The sequence below is a fragment of the Lentzea albidocapillata subsp. violacea genome, from assembly GCF_900100275.1.
In the GTDB taxonomy this organism is placed as follows: domain Bacteria; phylum Actinomycetota; class Actinomycetes; order Mycobacteriales; family Pseudonocardiaceae; genus Lentzea; species Lentzea violacea.
Genome location: NZ_FNET01000026.1, coordinates 69,602 through 83,454, shown reverse-complemented (window position 1 = coordinate 83,454; position 13,853 = coordinate 69,602). Strand labels below are relative to the sequence as shown.

At 68.9% G+C, this 13,853-nt stretch carries 15 protein-coding genes and 1 pseudogene; all 16 read left to right on the top strand.

What is annotated here, in order from left to right; all coding sequences use genetic code 11:
• Positions 1 to 131 precede the first annotated feature (131 nt).
• The 16 genes and pseudogenes from BLR21_RS36400 (at position 132) to BLR21_RS36325 (ending at position 13,528) form a co-directional block, all read left to right on the top strand.
• On the top strand, positions 132 to 908 hold the full coding sequence (locus tag BLR21_RS36400; RefSeq protein ID WP_090013789.1) for a type II CAAX endopeptidase family protein: 777 nt from the start codon (positions 132 to 134) through the stop codon (positions 906 to 908).
• Positions 908 to 1,639 (top strand): LamB/YcsF family protein, encoded by a 732-nt coding sequence (locus BLR21_RS36395; RefSeq protein ID WP_090013786.1) that lies wholly within the window; start codon positions 908 to 910, stop codon positions 1,637 to 1,639. Before BLR21_RS36400 ends, BLR21_RS36395 begins: the two co-directional genes overlap by 1 nt.
• Before the next feature lie 122 nt (positions 1,640 to 1,761).
• Positions 1,762 to 2,220 (top strand): 30S ribosomal protein S16, encoded by a 459-nt coding sequence (gene rpsP / locus BLR21_RS36390; RefSeq protein WP_090013783.1) that lies wholly within the window; start codon positions 1,762 to 1,764, stop codon positions 2,218 to 2,220.
• Positions 2,217 to 2,456 (top strand): RNA-binding protein, encoded by a 240-nt coding sequence (locus BLR21_RS36385; protein WP_030479664.1) that lies wholly within the window; start codon positions 2,217 to 2,219, stop codon positions 2,454 to 2,456. Before rpsP ends, BLR21_RS36385 begins: the two co-directional genes overlap by 4 nt.
• 19 nt (positions 2,457 to 2,475) lie before the next feature.
• Positions 2,476 to 2,991, top strand: coding sequence for a ribosome maturation factor RimM (gene rimM / locus BLR21_RS36380; RefSeq protein WP_090013780.1), 516 nt, complete (start codon positions 2,476 to 2,478; stop codon positions 2,989 to 2,991).
• The gene (gene trmD / locus BLR21_RS36375) at positions 2,981 to 3,727 is read left to right on the top strand and encodes a tRNA (guanosine(37)-N1)-methyltransferase TrmD (protein WP_090013778.1); all 747 of its coding nucleotides are present in this window, start codon (positions 2,981 to 2,983) and stop codon (positions 3,725 to 3,727) included. The genes rimM and trmD overlap by 11 nt, the downstream gene beginning before the upstream one ends.
• Positions 3,728 to 3,879: 152 nt before the next feature.
• Positions 3,880 to 4,239 carry a 50S ribosomal protein L19 gene (gene rplS, locus BLR21_RS36370; RefSeq protein WP_090013775.1) on the top strand — a complete coding sequence of 120 codons (360 nt, stop codon included), beginning with the start codon at positions 3,880 to 3,882 and terminating at the stop codon, positions 4,237 to 4,239.
• Between the two features lie 3 nt (positions 4,240 to 4,242).
• Positions 4,243 to 4,968, top strand: a pseudogene (gene lepB / locus BLR21_RS36365) (signal peptidase I); the annotation flags it as partial.
• Positions 4,969 to 4,984: 16 nt separating this feature from the next.
• Positions 4,985 to 5,848, top strand: a complete 864-nt coding sequence (gene lepB, locus BLR21_RS36360; protein ID WP_090013771.1) for a signal peptidase I — start codon at positions 4,985 to 4,987, stop codon at positions 5,846 to 5,848.
• The gene (locus tag BLR21_RS36355) at positions 5,845 to 6,636 is read left to right on the top strand and encodes a ribonuclease HII (protein ID WP_090013768.1); all 792 of its coding nucleotides are present in this window, start codon (positions 5,845 to 5,847) and stop codon (positions 6,634 to 6,636) included. The genes lepB (BLR21_RS36360) and BLR21_RS36355 overlap by 4 nt, the downstream gene beginning before the upstream one ends.
• Positions 6,636 to 6,959, top strand: a complete 324-nt coding sequence (locus BLR21_RS36350) for a DUF2469 domain-containing protein (protein WP_030479657.1) — start codon at positions 6,636 to 6,638, stop codon at positions 6,957 to 6,959. Before BLR21_RS36355 ends, BLR21_RS36350 begins: the two co-directional genes overlap by 1 nt.
• Positions 6,960 to 7,213: 254 nt before the next feature.
• Positions 7,214 to 7,585, top strand: a complete 372-nt coding sequence (locus BLR21_RS36345; protein WP_256335167.1) for a YraN family protein — start codon at positions 7,214 to 7,216, stop codon at positions 7,583 to 7,585.
• Position 7,586: 1 nt separating this feature from the next.
• Positions 7,587 to 9,107 (top strand): YifB family Mg chelatase-like AAA ATPase, encoded by a 1,521-nt coding sequence (locus BLR21_RS36340; RefSeq protein WP_090013765.1) that lies wholly within the window; start codon positions 7,587 to 7,589, stop codon positions 9,105 to 9,107.
• Between the two features lie 925 nt (positions 9,108 to 10,032).
• Positions 10,033 to 11,184 carry a DNA-processing protein DprA gene (gene dprA / locus BLR21_RS36335; protein WP_256335166.1) on the top strand — a complete coding sequence of 384 codons (1,152 nt, stop codon included), beginning with the start codon at positions 10,033 to 10,035 and terminating at the stop codon, positions 11,182 to 11,184.
• Between the two features lie 396 nt (positions 11,185 to 11,580).
• The gene (locus tag BLR21_RS36330; RefSeq protein WP_090013760.1) at positions 11,581 to 12,558 is read left to right on the top strand and encodes a tyrosine recombinase XerC; all 978 of its coding nucleotides are present in this window, start codon (positions 11,581 to 11,583) and stop codon (positions 12,556 to 12,558) included.
• 160 nt (positions 12,559 to 12,718) lie between these two features.
• Positions 12,719 to 13,528, top strand: a complete 810-nt coding sequence (locus BLR21_RS36325) for a FliA/WhiG family RNA polymerase sigma factor (RefSeq protein ID WP_420843931.1) — start codon at positions 12,719 to 12,721, stop codon at positions 13,526 to 13,528.
• The last annotated feature ends 325 nt before the right edge of the window (positions 13,529 to 13,853 follow it).

The following is a 13,853-nucleotide window of genomic DNA, read 5'->3' as shown; positions in this document are numbered from 1 at the left end:
GTTCCGCCGTTGCCGCACAGTAGCCTCGGATTCCGGGGCCGGCGGCGTCGATCGCGAGGTGGGCTGATCATGAAGGTGGCATTGCCTGCTGCTGCACCGCTGGTAGCCGCGGTGTGACTAAATTGCAGGGCGTGAGCGAGCCGGAATCCGTGAAGCCGAAGCGAGGCTTCCTCGAGAGCGTGCGGGACATCAGCCGCAACCCGGAGCCGGAGCGGGTCGGCCAGCGTTGGGGATTCGGCGCGTTCCTGCTGGTAGAAGCGGTTTTCATCCTGAGTGCCGTGTTCATCACGGCCGTGGGCGCGAGCTTCGGCGCGACGCTCGAGAGCTCGACCTCGCTCGTGCTGATCGGCTCGCTGGTGCCGATCATGCTCGCGGCCTCGCTCGCCGTCGTGATCACGTACGTGCGCGGCAACGGTCCCGTCATCGACCTGCGGCTGAGCCTGACCAAGGCGGACGTCGTCTTCGGTCTCAAGATCGGCGTCATCGGCCTGGTCTTCACCTACGTCGCCGCGACCGTGTGGGCGAAGATCGTCGGCCAGGACAACGCCACGAGCGCCATCGGTGAGCTCTTCAGCAACGCGAACCTGCCGCTGGCCGCCGCCATCACGATGTTCCTCTACATGAGCTTCATCGGCCCGATCTGCGAGGAGATCATCTTCCGCGGGCTGCTCTGGGGCGCGGTCGAGCGGCAGGGCTGGAGCAGGTGGGCCGCGTTCGTGCTGACCACGGTGATCTTCGCGCTCAGCCACCTCGAACCGCAGCGCACGTGGCTGCTCCTGGTGATCGCCATCCCCATCGGCGTCGCCCGCCTGATCACCCGCAGCCTCGGGGCGAGCATGGTGGCGCACGTGCTGAACAACTTCCTGCCGGGACTGTCCCTCCTGCTCCTGTCGGCCGGTGTCATCTGATGGACCTGAACAGTGACCTCGGCGAGGGCTTCGGCATCTGGCAGCTCGGCGACGACACCGCGCTGCTGGGCGTCATCACCAGCGCGAACGTCGCGTGCGGCTTCCACGCCGGTGATCCGTCCACGATGCGCAAGGTCTGCGAGGAAGCCGCGCAGAACGGCGTGAAGATCGGCGCCCAGGTGAGCTACCGCGACCTGGCCGGGTTCGGCCGGCGGTTCATCGACGCCGACCCGGTCGAACTCGCGGACGAGGTGCTCTATCAGATCGGTGCGCTCGATGCGTGCGCACGAGCAGCAGGCACCGAGGTCGTGTACGTGAAGCCGCACGGCGCGCTTTACAACGCCACGGTGCACCACGAGAAGCAGGCCGAGGCGGTCGTGAACGGCACCAAGGCGTTCAAGGACCTGCCGATCCTCGGCCTGCCCGGCTCCCAGTTGCTGGAGAAGGCCTCACGAGCAGGCTTGCGGCCCGTTCAGGAGGCGTTCGCGGACCGTGGCTACACGCCGGAGGGCACGCTGGTCCCGCGCAGCCGGCCGGACGCCCTGCTCACCGACACCGCGCAGATCGTCGAACGGGCCACCCGGCTGCTCCAGGGTGAACTCGTCGCGGTCGACGGCACCGTCATCAAGACGCAGGCGGAGTCGTTGTGCGTGCACGGCGACACGCCGGGAGCGGTCGCGCACGCGCGTGCTGTGAGGGAAGCGCTCGGCACCGTGACACCGTTCGCGTAGGACCCGATTCGGATCCGCCGGTCCCATCTGGCACAATTGCCCGCTGTCCGTCGTGGTCGGCCCCTCTGCCCGGGCCGCGACTGTGCGAACCACCAACACAGAGTTCGAGGAGTACCAGGCCAATGGCCGTCAAGATCAAGCTTCAGCGTCTCGGCAAGATCCGCCAGCCGTACTACCGCATCGTGGTCGCCGACGCGCGCACCCGTCGCGACGGCAAGGCCATCGAGACGATCGGCAAGTACCACCCGAAGGACGAGCCGTCGTTCATCGCGGTCGACTCCGAGCGCGCGCAGTACTGGCTGGGTGTCGGCGCGCAGCCGACCGAGTCGGTCCAGCGGATCCTCGAGATCACCGGTGACTGGCAGAAGTTCAAGGGCCTGCCGGGCGCCGAGGGCACCCTGAAGGTCAAGGAGCCGAAGACCCCGAAGGCCGAGCTCTTCGCCGCCGCGCTCGCCGCCGCGAACTCCGAGCCGATGACCGACGCCACCACGCCGAAGGCGAAGAAGGCCAAGAAGGCCGACGACGCCCCCAAGGCCGAGGCCAAGGCTGAGGCAGCCGAGGCGCCCAAGGACGAGGCGTGAGTTTGTTGGCTGACGCCCTCGAACACCTCGTTCGCGGCATCGTCGACCACCCGGACGAAGTCCGGGTGAACCTCGTCACGACCCGCCGCGGCCGCACCCTCGAGGTCCACGTCCACCCGGACGACCTCGGCAAGGTGATCGGTCGTGGCGGTCGCACCGCGACGGCTCTGCGCACCGTGATGGCCGGTATCGGCGGTCGTGGTGTGCGGGTCGACGTCGTCGACACCGACCGCTGAACGAAGCTGCAAAGGGCAAATGGACGTCGTCGTCGGCCGTGTGGCCAAGGCGCACGGGATCACCGGTGAACTATCCGTTGACGTGCGCACCGATTCACCCGAAATGCGGTTCAAGCTCGGAGCCACGCTCCAGGCCAGGCTGCGTGACGGCACGTCCCGAAGCCTCACCGTGTCAGCCGCCCGGCCTCATGCCGGGCGGCTGCTCGTGCGTTTCGAGGAAGTCCTGACGCGCGACGTCGCGGAGTCGTTGCGCGGCACGTTGCTGCTGGGCAGCACCGACGACCTGCCGGCGATCGACGACCCGGACGAGTTCTACGACCACGAGCTCGAAGGGCTCGCGGCCGAACTCGTCGACGGTACGAAGATCGGCACGGTCAAGGAGATCCTGCACGGTCCCGGTGGCGAACTGCTCGTGGTCATCCGTGACCAGGGGGAGGCGCTCATCCCGTTCGTGCGCGAGATCGTGCCCACCGTGGACGTGCGCGGCGGCCGTGTCGTGATCGACCCGCCAGAGGGCCTGCTCGATGCAGATTGACGTCGTCACGATCTTTCCCGAGTACCTCGCGCCACTGCGCGCGGCGTTGCTCGGGAAGGCGATCGACAAGGGCCTGATCGGCGTCGGCGTGCACGACCTCCGTGACTGGACCCAGGACGTGCACAAGGCTGTCGACGACAGCCCGTACGGCGGTGGGCCCGGCATGGTCATGAAGGCCGACATCTGGGGTCCCGCCCTGGACGACGTGTGCACGGACGAGACGCGTCTCATCGTGCCGACGCCGGCCGGACGTCCCTTCACGCAGGCGATCGCGCACGAGTACGCGAACGAGTCCCATCTCGTGTTCGCGTGCGGTCGCTACGAGGGCATCGACCAGCGTGTGGTCGATGACGCCGCACGGCGCGTACGCGTCGATGAGGTGTCCATCGGTGACTATGTGCTGGTCGGGGGCGAGGTGGCGGTGCTCGCGATCGTGGAAGCGGTCGCGCGGTTGCTGCCCGGCGTGCTCGGCAACCCGAAGTCGCACGCCGAGGACTCGTTCCAGGACGGGCTGCTCGAAGGGCCGAGCTACACGCGGCCCGAGGTGTGGCGCGACCTGGCGGTGCCGGACGTGCTGCGTTCCGGCAACCACCGGCTGATCAACCGCTGGCGCCGCGACCAGTCGCTCGCCCGCACCTTCGAAAGGCGCCCTGACCTGCTGGAATCGTTGCCGGCGGACGCGTTCGACAAGCACGACCGGGCCCTGCTCACGCGCCTGCGCGAGGGCGGGGAGTAGCCCGATTTCATTCCGGAGTGCCTGGTCTGGCACACTGGAACAGTTGCCGAAGCCGGTGTGATACCGGCGTGCGCACACAAGCCGACCCCCATCATGTCGTGCACAGCCATGGAGCATGCTCTGGGGAGTTCAAGACACGTGAGGAACCACCGATGAACATCCTGGACGCACTTGACGCCCAGTCGTTGCGCACTGACATCCCGGCGTTCCGCGCCGGTGACACGCTGAAGGTTCACGTTCGCGTCATCGAGGGCTCGCGCGAGCGCGTCCAGGTGTTCCAGGGCGTCGTGATCCGTCGTCAGAACGGCGGCATCCGCGAGACCTTCACGGTCCGCAAGGTCTCGTTCGGCGTCGGTGTCGAGCGCACCTTCCCGCTGCACTCGCCGAACATCGCCGAGATCGAGGTCGTCACCCGTGGTGACGTGCGTCGCGCCAAGCTGTACTACCTGCGCGACCTGCGCGGCAAGGCCGCCAAGATCAAGGAGAAGCGCGAGGCCCGTCCGGTCTCCTGATCGGTGGCTTCGAGCCCAGAAGACTTCGAGGACGCCTCCGCACCGGATGAACCGGAGCGGGGGCGTACTCCTGTCTGGAGAGAAATTCTCTACGTCGTCATGACCGCCGTCGTGCTGACGGTGCTGATCCAGGCGTTCGTGGCGCGGGTCTACGTGATCCCCTCGGCGTCGATGGAGAACACGCTGCACGGCTGCACGGGCTGCGAGAACGACCGCGTCCTGGTCGACAAGCTCACCTACGGCTTCAGCGACGTCGAGCCGGGCGAGGTGGTCGTGTTCCGCGGCCCTGAGGCATGGACGACCGACTTCCGCAGCACCCGGTCGGCCAATCCCGTCGCGGGTTTCGTGCAGAACATCGGTTCGCTGCTGGGCATCGCTCCGGCGAACGAGCGTGACTTCGTGAAGCGCGTGATCGCGTTGCCCGGCCAGACGGTGATGTGTTGCGACGAGCAGCACCGTGTCGTCGTGGACGGCAAACCGCTCGATGAGCCGTACGTGCATTGGCAGGCCGGCACTTCGCCCGCGGACCACGAGCCGTTCGCGCCGATCCGCGTACCGGACGGCCGGTTGTTCGTGATGGGGGACAACCGGATGAACTCCACCGACTCGCGCAAACAGGGCGGCGGGGGCGTGGCGGGCACCGTTCCGGTCGAGAACGTCATCGGGAAGGCCCGGTACATCGTTTTCCCGAAAGATCGGTGGAGTGTTGTGTCGGATCACAACCCCCAGCCCCTAGGCTGATCTCGTGGTCGACGACGCTCCAGAGCAGAACCCTCCCGGTGACGAGCCCAGTTCGGACGCTTCGGACAAGCCCGCGAAGCAGAAGAAAAAGGGCAACTTCTGGAAGGAACTGCCTATCCTCATCCTGGTCGCGTTCGGCCTCGCGATCGGCATCCAGATCTTCCTCGGCCGCGTCTACATGATCCCGTCCGAGTCGATGGAGACGACGCTGCACGGGTGCACCGACTGCTACGGCGACCGGGTGCTCGTCGACAAGGTCACCTTCCGCTTCACCGATCCGGCGCCGGGCGACGTGATCGTGTTCCGCGGGCCGCCGTCGTGGCAGAACGACTTCGTCTCCGCGGAGCCCGGCAACCCGATCTCACAGGGGCTGGCGTGGCTCGGCTCGCTGGTCGGGCTGCCGTCGGCGAACGAGGAGGACTTCGTCAAGCGCGTCATCGCCGTCGGCGGGCAGACCGTGAAGTGCTGCGACGAGCAGAACCGCGTGACGGTGGACGGCAAGCCGCTCGAAGAGCCGTACAAACACTTCGACGAGGGCACGCCGGCCGAGCAGGAGTCGTTCGAGGAGATCAAGATCCCGGACGGGATGCTGTTCGTGCTCGGCGACAACCGCAACCACTCGTGCGACTCGCGCTGCCAGGGCCAGGGCGGGCTCAACGGGCTCGTGCCGGTGGACGACGTGATCGGCAAGGCGCGCGTGATCGTGCTGCCTCCGTCGAGGTGGGGCGGGGTGTCCGACCACAACCCGCAGGTCGTCTCGATGGGCGCGCCGGGCTGGCAGGAGAACGTCCCGCTGGGCCTCGGTATCGTCGGCGCGTGGCCGCTTCTGCTGCTCGGGCGTCGAGTGCGAGACCGATTCCGCCGATGACCATGCTGATGCCGCCCCGCGCGGTGGTGCGGGGCTCGGCGGGAAACTGGGCGTTGCAGAGCACACTGGAGCGCCGGGGCCTCGGACCCGTCGCGGGCGTGGACGAGGCGGGCCGCGGGCCGTGCGCCGGTCCGTTGGTGATCGCCGCGTGTGTCCTTCGACCGGGTGATGCTTCGCGGTTCGAAGGGCTGAACGACTCGAAGCTGATGACGGCGGCCGCCCGCGATCGGATGTACGACCTGGTGCTCAAGCGTGCGCTGGATCACTCGGTGGTGATCGTTCCGCCCGCCGACATCGACTGGCTGGGCATCCACGTCATGAACATCGAGGGCATGCGGCGTGCGGTGGCGCAGATGGAGACGCACCCCGGATACGTGCTGACGGACGGTTTCAAGGTGCCGGGGATGCCGGCGCCGAACGTGGCGGTGCTCAAGGGCGACCAGGCCGCGGCGTGCGTGGCGGCGGCATCGGTGCTGGCCAAGGTCACGCGGGACCGGATCATGGCGGATCTGCATGATCGTCATCCCGAATACGGGTTCAACGTGCACAAGGGATACTGCACGCCCGACCACACGGCAGCGTTGATGGAACACGGGCCGTGTGCGGAGCATCGCTGGTCGTATGTAAATGTGGCAGCGGCGGCTGCCAAGCACGGTCTCGCCGCGCCGCACAGGGTGGCGCGCGGCACAACCGCGCAGGCCGTGGTCCAGAATGATGCAACCCCGGCTGACGCCGGGGAGCTCGCGACGAGTGAGGGCGCGGAGCAGATGACCCGCGCGGAGGCGTAATGAGTGCAGAGGATCTCGAGAAGTACGAGACCGAGATGGAGCTGTCGCTGTACAAGGAGTACCGCGACATAGTCAGCCAGTTCTCGTTCGTCGTGGAGACCGAACGGCGTTTCTACCTGGCCAACTCGGTGGACGTGCAGGTGCGCAACGCCGACGGCGAGGTGTACTTCGAGGTGCGCATGTCGGATGCGTGGGTGTGGGACATGTACCGCCCTGCGAGGTTCGTCAAGAACGTTCGTGTCATCACGTTCAAGGACGTGAACGTGGAAGAGCTGGACAAGCCGGATCTCCGACTGCCGGAGAGCGGCCCTTTCCCCAGCTGAGGCAGGAGTGACCCGAAACGTTGGCGGTGCCGTCCGCGGTGCCGCGTTGAGCCCGTGCGGCCGCGAGTTCTCCCGGCAGCGTTTCGGGCCACGCTCCTAGCACACCCCACCGACGATTCCGCCGTTCCAAGATCTACAACGGCCGACTTGTCCACAGCCGCCGAGTTGTCCACAGATTCCCCGCGGCCCGGTCGCCCACCCCGTCCCGCCCTGCAAGGTCGTGTCCAACGACCCGCAGGGAGGCGAGGGCAGTGGTGGCACAGGCACTGGTCGAGACCAGGCAGCAGGAGATGGGGCGCCAGGGCGAGAATCTGGCGTGCAGGTACCTGGAGGGGCAGGGCCTGGTCGTCCTGTCGCGGAACTGGACGTGCCGCGACGGTGAGCTCGACGTCGTGGCCGTGGAGGGCGACCGCCTGGTCGTCTGCGAGGTCAAGACCAGATCCGGCCCGGCCTGGGGCCGCCCGGACGAGGCCGTCGACGAACGCAAGCTCTCACGCCTGCGCCGCACGGCGTTGCGCTGGCTCGCGTCGCACGGCGTCGGCTGGTGCAACGTCCGCGTCGACCTGATCTCGGTCACCTGGCCTCCCTCCGGCGAGCCGCGCCTGCAGCACCTGCGGGGAGCCTGAGATGGGCTTGGCGCAGGCCTGGTCCGTCGCCCTCTACGGCGTCGACGGCATCGCGGTCGAGATCGAGGCCGACGTGGGCGTGGGTCAGCCCCGCACCCACCTCCTGGGCCTGCCCGACGCGTCCTTGCACGAGTCGAAGGAGCGGGTGAAGGCCGCGGTCCGCAACAGCGAGGAGGAGTGGCCGAAGCAGCGCATCGTCCTGGGCCTGTCCCCGGCGAACCTGCCCAAGGGCGGCAGCAGCTACGACCTCGCCATCGCCTGCGCCACCCTCGCCGCCGGCGGCTCGGTCCCGTGCGAGCGCCTGGCCACCACCGTCCTGCTGGGCGAACTGGCCCTCGATGGCCGGGTCCGCGCTGTGCGCGGCGCGTTGCCCGCCCTGCTCGCAGCCCGCCGCGCGGGCCTCACGACAGCGATCGTCCCGGTGGACGTCCTGCCGGAAGCGGCTCTGGTCGACGGCATCGACCTTCACGGCGCCCAGACCCTTGCCGAAGTCCTGGCCTGGCTCCGCGGCGAGCCCGTGCCGCTGCGCCCGCCACCGCAGCCGGCCGACCCGCCGCTCCCGGCCGTCCCGGACCTGGCCGACGTCGTGGGCCAGCCAGAGGCCCGCTGGGCACTGGAGGTGGCCGCGGCAGGCGCCCACCACCTCCTCCTGACGGGCCCGCCGGGCACGGGCAAAACGATGCTGGCCGAACGCCTCCCCGGCCTCCTCCCACCGCTGACGCGCCAAGAATCGCTGGCGGTGACAGCCGTCCACTCGGTAGCGGGCGTCCTCTCCTCCGACTACCCACTCGTAGCCAGCCCGCCGTTCGTCAACGTCCACCACACGACGTCGATAGCGGCTTTGATCGGCGGCGGCAGCGGCATGGCGAAGCCAGGCGCCGCCTCCCGCGCCCACAAGGGCGTCCTCTTCCTGGACGAGGCCTGCGAGTTCGGCCAGAAGACCATCGACACCCTCCGCACAGCCCTGGAAGAGGGCGAGGTCCGCATCCCGCGCCGAGACGGCATAGCCCGCTACCCGGCCCGCTTCCAGCTGATCCTCGCCACAAACCCGTGCCCCTGCGCCCCACCGAAGGAAACGGACTGCATCTGCACCTCCACAGTCCGCCGCCGCTACCAGTCCCGCCTCTCCGGCCCGCTGCTCGACCGCGTGGACCTGAGGGTCCGGATGAGGGCGACAACGGCCATGGCGAACGCAGACGCCACCCCACCAGAACCAACAGCGGTAGTAAGAGCCAGAGTCCTGAAGGCCAGGACAAGAGCCGCCACCCGCTGGTCCGCCCACGGCCACACCTGGCCGGCGAACGCCCTCGTGCCAGGCCCAGCCCTACGCCGGGAGTTCGCACTCCCAAGGCCAACAACGGCCCTCCTGGACCGAGCCTTAGCCCTAGGAGCCCTGACGGGCAGAGGCGCCGACCGTTGCCTACGCGTCGCCTGGACTCTCGCCGACCTGGCAGAAGCCGACCGCCCAACCCAGGACCACGTAGCCGCAGCCCTCCACTTCCGAGAACGCCGAGCCCCCTGACCCCGCCCTCACCCCACCGAAGCCGGTTCTCTTCCAAGCGACCCACACCCCTCAGCACGGCACAGCCTCGCCCAAGCTCGCAGCCCTTCCTCGGCAGCTCCAGCCACCACAGCCCGCCCCAGCGCACCACTACGACATGCGGAGCTCTAAGGCCCCGCCCCAAGCCGCCGGTCGCGGAGCTCCAACGCCCCGACTCCGCGTCCGGCCCAGCCGAGCGGGTGCTCGTCCCCGGCGAGCGCCCGCTCGCCTGCTCCGCCCGCTCGCCTGACCGCCCGCTCGCCTGACCGCCCGCTCGCCTGACCGCCCGCTCGCCTGCTCCGCCCGCTCGCCTGCTCGCCTGACCCGCCGCACCGTCACCAGTACCACCACCTGCGTCTCCGCCCAGCAGCGCGATCTCCGCTACCTGCGCCTTCACCCCTGCCGCTGTCTCCATCCGCCGTCTCCATCCCCTCTCTCAGACCCGCCGCACTCCCGCTCCCGCCGTCCCAGGCCGCCTCGGCGTGCGTCACCCCGAACCGGCCTCCCCCATGCCGCCGGGCGCGGAGCCCCACTCCCGCTCCGCGCCCGGCACCCGCCCCACTGAAACGTTCGGGCGCCTGTCCCAACCCAGGCGCCCGAACCCACCGGACACGATCTCCGAGCCTCGGCTCGTGTCCGGTGCGAGCGGGTCGCCCGCCCTTCCCCAGCGGCCGACCCGCTCACCTACTCGTCCCTCTGCCATCCCGCTCGAACCCCGTGAATCCCTCCGAACAAGGAGCCCCGCCATGGCCCGACGCCTCATTCCCGCCACGACGTCCATCACCACCGCGATGCCTGCACTGCTGCAGTTGCAATGCACAGTCCGGAGGCGCACATCAGGTGTCAGCCCGCCGAACCCGTGGCGCCCCGAAGCCTGGCAGCGCTGGTTGCCCTGGTGGTGGTTCCGGTGACCACAGCACCGACCGCACCCGCCACCGATGCCGTTCGCCTGGCCAGGGCTTATCTGTCGCGCGTCGCGGAGCCCTATCCGGCGGCACTTGCGTCCCTGGTCGCCGAAGTCGGGCCGATCGAGGCCGCGGACCGGGTGAGGGCCGGCGAGGTTTCGCCGTCGGTGGCCAACCAGACCTCGGCGCGGCGGGCCGAGGAGCACGCCCACGCTGACCTCGACCTCATCGTCCGGCGTGGTGGGCGGCTGGTCATTCCCGAGGACGAGGAGTGGCCGCGGTGGCCGTTGCTCGCGCTCGAGAACGTCGCTGCTCGGCGATGTGGCGGCGAGCCGCTGGCGCTTTGGGTGCGGGGACCGCACTTCCTGGCCGACGTGGTGGACAAGGCCGTTGCCGTGGTCGGGTCTCGGGCCGCCAGCGGATATGGCGAGCACGTTGCCGGCGAGTTCGCCTACGGATTGGCGTTGGCGGGGCTGACCGTTGTCTCCGGGGCCGCCTACGGGATCGACGGTGCTGCTCATCGCGGCTCGCTGGGGGCTGGAGGGGTGACGATCGCGGTGCTGGCGTGTGGTGCGGACATCGCCTATCCCGGTGGGCACCAGGGACTGCTTGCCAGGGTTGCGCGGGAAGGGTTGATCGTCAGCGAGTACCCACCCGGCGTGACGCCTGCGCGGCATCGGTTTCTCACCCGCAACCGGCTCATCGCCGCGTTGGGTGGCGGCACCGTGGTCGTGGAGGCCGGGCGGCGTAGCGGAGCCAAGAACACGGCGGCGATCACGCTTGCGCTGGGCCGGCCGTTGATGGTCGTGCCGGGGCCTGTGACGTCGGTGAGCTCGGTCGGCTGTCACGAGTTGTTGCGGGACGGGCAGGCCGAGTCGGTGAGTTCGGTGGCCGAGATCGTCGAGTCGGTGGGGCGGTTCGGTGACGATCTCGCCACCCGGCCCGATGAGAAGGAGAGCGACCTCGGCGCACCCCAGGGCGAGGCGATGAGGGTGTACGAGGCCCTCGGGAAGCGCAGCGGCGTCAGCGACGAGGCCGTGTCGGTCGAGTCCGGAGTTCCGTTGGACCGGGTGCGGGCGTTGTTGCCCGAACTGGAACTCGCGGGGCTCGCAATGCAGGTTGATCAGGGCTGGCAGAAGCTGGAGGTGGGGTGATTTTCGTCCATTGTGGATAGTCAGTCGCGGCTGACCTGCGGCTTCGCCTCTGTTGAAGGGAGGTGTCGACGGCTCGGCGGGTTGTCGTCAGGGTGGCGCGGACCGCATTTCGCCTGCTCGGGGCCTCTGTGAGGTCGGAACGGCGCCGGTGCTGAACGGCGGCAGCTGCTCGGGCGCGATCTTGCGCGCCGCGCGGCGAGCGATTCCTGGGCTGTTCGGGCGGTGGCACCGGCGGCCGTCGCTACTCCGAAAGGTGATCTGCAAGTGCCGCCGAACCGCTGCTCGTCACAGGGAGTTGAAACGTTATCGTGATCCGGATCATGAGAGCGCTCCCAAATGGCGCGGGGGTGTGGCGATACTTGACCAAACGCCCCGACTGGCGCAGCGTCTTGGCCTATGTCCCCGCCGCCGCATGGTCGGACACGTCGTGTCGACCTCGTTCGCCTGCGCGAAAAACTGCCGGCGACCGTGGAAGACGTGTTGCGGCAGTACGAACGGCACCTGATGTTGGAGCGTGACCTGTCGCCGCACACGGTGCGCGCTTACGTCGGTGACGCGGTGGCTTTGCTTGGACATGTCGCCGGGAACATCCCGGAAAACGCTGAACTCGGGAGCATCGACCTGACCAATCTGCGGTCGTGGCTTGCCGCGCAACGCACTGCAGGTGCGAGCCGCACGACACTTGCGCGGCGCGCCGCTGCTTCGCGCACGTTCACCGCGTGGGCGCACAGAGCAGGGCATATGGCCTCGGATCCAGGGCCTCGGCTGGCTGCTCCGCGGCCGCATCGGACGCTGCCGTCGGTGTTGCGCGAAGACCAGGCCAAGGACGCGATGAGGGCCGTATCCTCTGGCGCGTCCCAAGGCGATCCGGTTGCGCTGCGTGATCAGGCCGTGGTGGAGTTGCTGTACGCCACAGGTATCCGCGTGGCCGAACTCTGTGGTCTTGATCTCGACGACGTGGACTACTCCCTAAGGGTGATTCGGGTTCTGGGCAAAGGTGGTCGCGAGCGCAGCGTGCCGTTCGGTGTGCCTGCCGAGCGCGCGGTGCGACGATGGGTGGACGAGGGCCGAAACGCCCTGGTAGCACCGGATTCGCCACCGGCGTTGTTCCTCGGCGCCCGCGGCGGCCGGCTGAACCAGCGGGCTGTCCGAACCCTGGTGCACGAGGTCGTCGCCGTGGTACCGGACGCACCGGACATCGGGCCGCACGGGTTGCGCCACTCCGCTGCGACCCATTTGCTGGAAGGAGGAGCGGACCTGCGCACCGTCCAAGAACTGCTTGGTCACGCTACGCTCGCAACGACTCAGCTTTACACACACGTCACTGTCGAACGGCTGAAGGCGATCCATGACCGAACCCACCCCCGTTCCTGACGCCGCAGGGGGAGGATCGCGTACGGCGACCGTGCCCCCTGAACCCGTCCTGCCCGCACCAGTGTCTAAGCAGGCGAGCAACGGGCACCGTCAGAACGGCGCGCCACGCACCGAGGCGACCCCCGAGCCCGGTGCCAACACGCATGTCAACGGCACGCCCGTGGCCGTTCCGACTGCGGTGACGCGCGCGGACGTGCGGTCCGGTGACGACGTCGAGGCCGGCATCGTCGCGCTGTGGCGCAGCTACGGTGAGTCCCGCGACCAGAGCCAGCGCGACCGCCTGGTGCTGCACTACGCGCCGCTGGTCAAGTACGTCGCCGGCCGCGTCGGCACGGGCCTGCCCGCACACGTGGACGTGGCCGACCTGATCCAGTCCGGCATCTTCGGCCTGGTCGACGCGATCGAGAAGTTCGAGCCGGAACGTGGCCTCAAGTTCGAGACCTACGCCATGCAGCGCATCCGCGGTGCGATCCTCGACGACCTGCGCTCGCAGGACTGGGTGCCGCGCTCGGTCCGCAGCCGGGCCCGCGACGTCGAACGAGCCCTCGAACGCCTCGGCGCGAAGCTGCAGCGCACGCCCACCGACCGCGAGCTCGCCGCAGAGCTCAAGATCGGCCTGGCCGAACTCCGCGAGCTCTACGGCCAGCTGCAGCTCACCAGCGTCGTCGCCCTCGACGAGCTGATCGCCCCGAACAAGGGCGGCTCCTCCCTGGCGGAGTCGCTGCCCGACGACGCCGCCGAAGACCCGGTGGCGAGCCTCGTCGACCAGGACAGCCGCCGTCAGCTGGCCGACGCGATTGCCCAGCTGGCAGAGCGCGACCGCGTGGTCGTGACCCTCTACTACTTCGAGAACCTGACCCTCGCCGAGATCGGCAAGGTGCTCGGCGTGACCGAGTCCAGGGTCTGCCAGCTGCACACCCGCGCAGTCCTGCGCCTGCGCACGAAGCTCAACGAGCAGTCCGAGGCCTGACCGCACCTCGATCACTCAGCAGCCTGGCGAGTGCCGGGCTGCCGAACACCCGTACCGGGAAGCTTCCCGAGCCTCACAAAGCCGCTTCGAACCCCCTCTCTGCCCGGTCGCCAGGCCTAATTCACTCGAACGGGTGGCGCTTGGGCCTGCTCCAAGCACGCCCCGTGCCCACTCGGGCATCGCCCCCGGCCGCCCGAACCACGAGTCGGGCAAGCGCCGCACCAGTTCGCCGAACACCTCGCCAACGCGAACCCGGCTGTATGGCCGACGCGAACTCGGCTACATGGACGTGCGGTCGGCGACCGCCTGCGCCTCGGACTTGCGG

Bases quoted from the DNA above. Each gene is read 5' to 3' on its own strand.
- BLR21_RS36395 (WP_090013786.1), top strand. From the start codon at position 908: ATGGACCTGAACAGTGACCTCGGCGAGGGCTTCGGCATCTGGCAGCTC.
- rpsP (WP_090013783.1), top strand. From the start codon at position 1,762: ATGGCCGTCAAGATCAAGCTTCAGCGTCTCGGCAAGATCCGCCAGCCG.
- rimM (WP_090013780.1), top strand. From the start codon at position 2,476: ATGGACGTCGTCGTCGGCCGTGTGGCCAAGGCGCACGGGATCACCGGT.
- trmD (WP_090013778.1), top strand. From the start codon at position 2,981: ATGCAGATTGACGTCGTCACGATCTTTCCCGAGTACCTCGCGCCACTG.
- rplS (WP_090013775.1), top strand. From the start codon at position 3,880: ATGAACATCCTGGACGCACTTGACGCCCAGTCGTTGCGCACTGACATC.
- BLR21_RS36355 (WP_090013768.1), top strand. From the start codon at position 5,845: ATGACCATGCTGATGCCGCCCCGCGCGGTGGTGCGGGGCTCGGCGGGA.
- BLR21_RS36350 (WP_030479657.1), top strand. From the start codon at position 6,636: ATGAGTGCAGAGGATCTCGAGAAGTACGAGACCGAGATGGAGCTGTCG.
- BLR21_RS36340 (WP_090013765.1), top strand. From the start codon at position 7,587: ATGGGCTTGGCGCAGGCCTGGTCCGTCGCCCTCTACGGCGTCGACGGC.
- BLR21_RS36330 (WP_090013760.1), top strand. From the start codon at position 11,581: ATGTCCCCGCCGCCGCATGGTCGGACACGTCGTGTCGACCTCGTTCGC.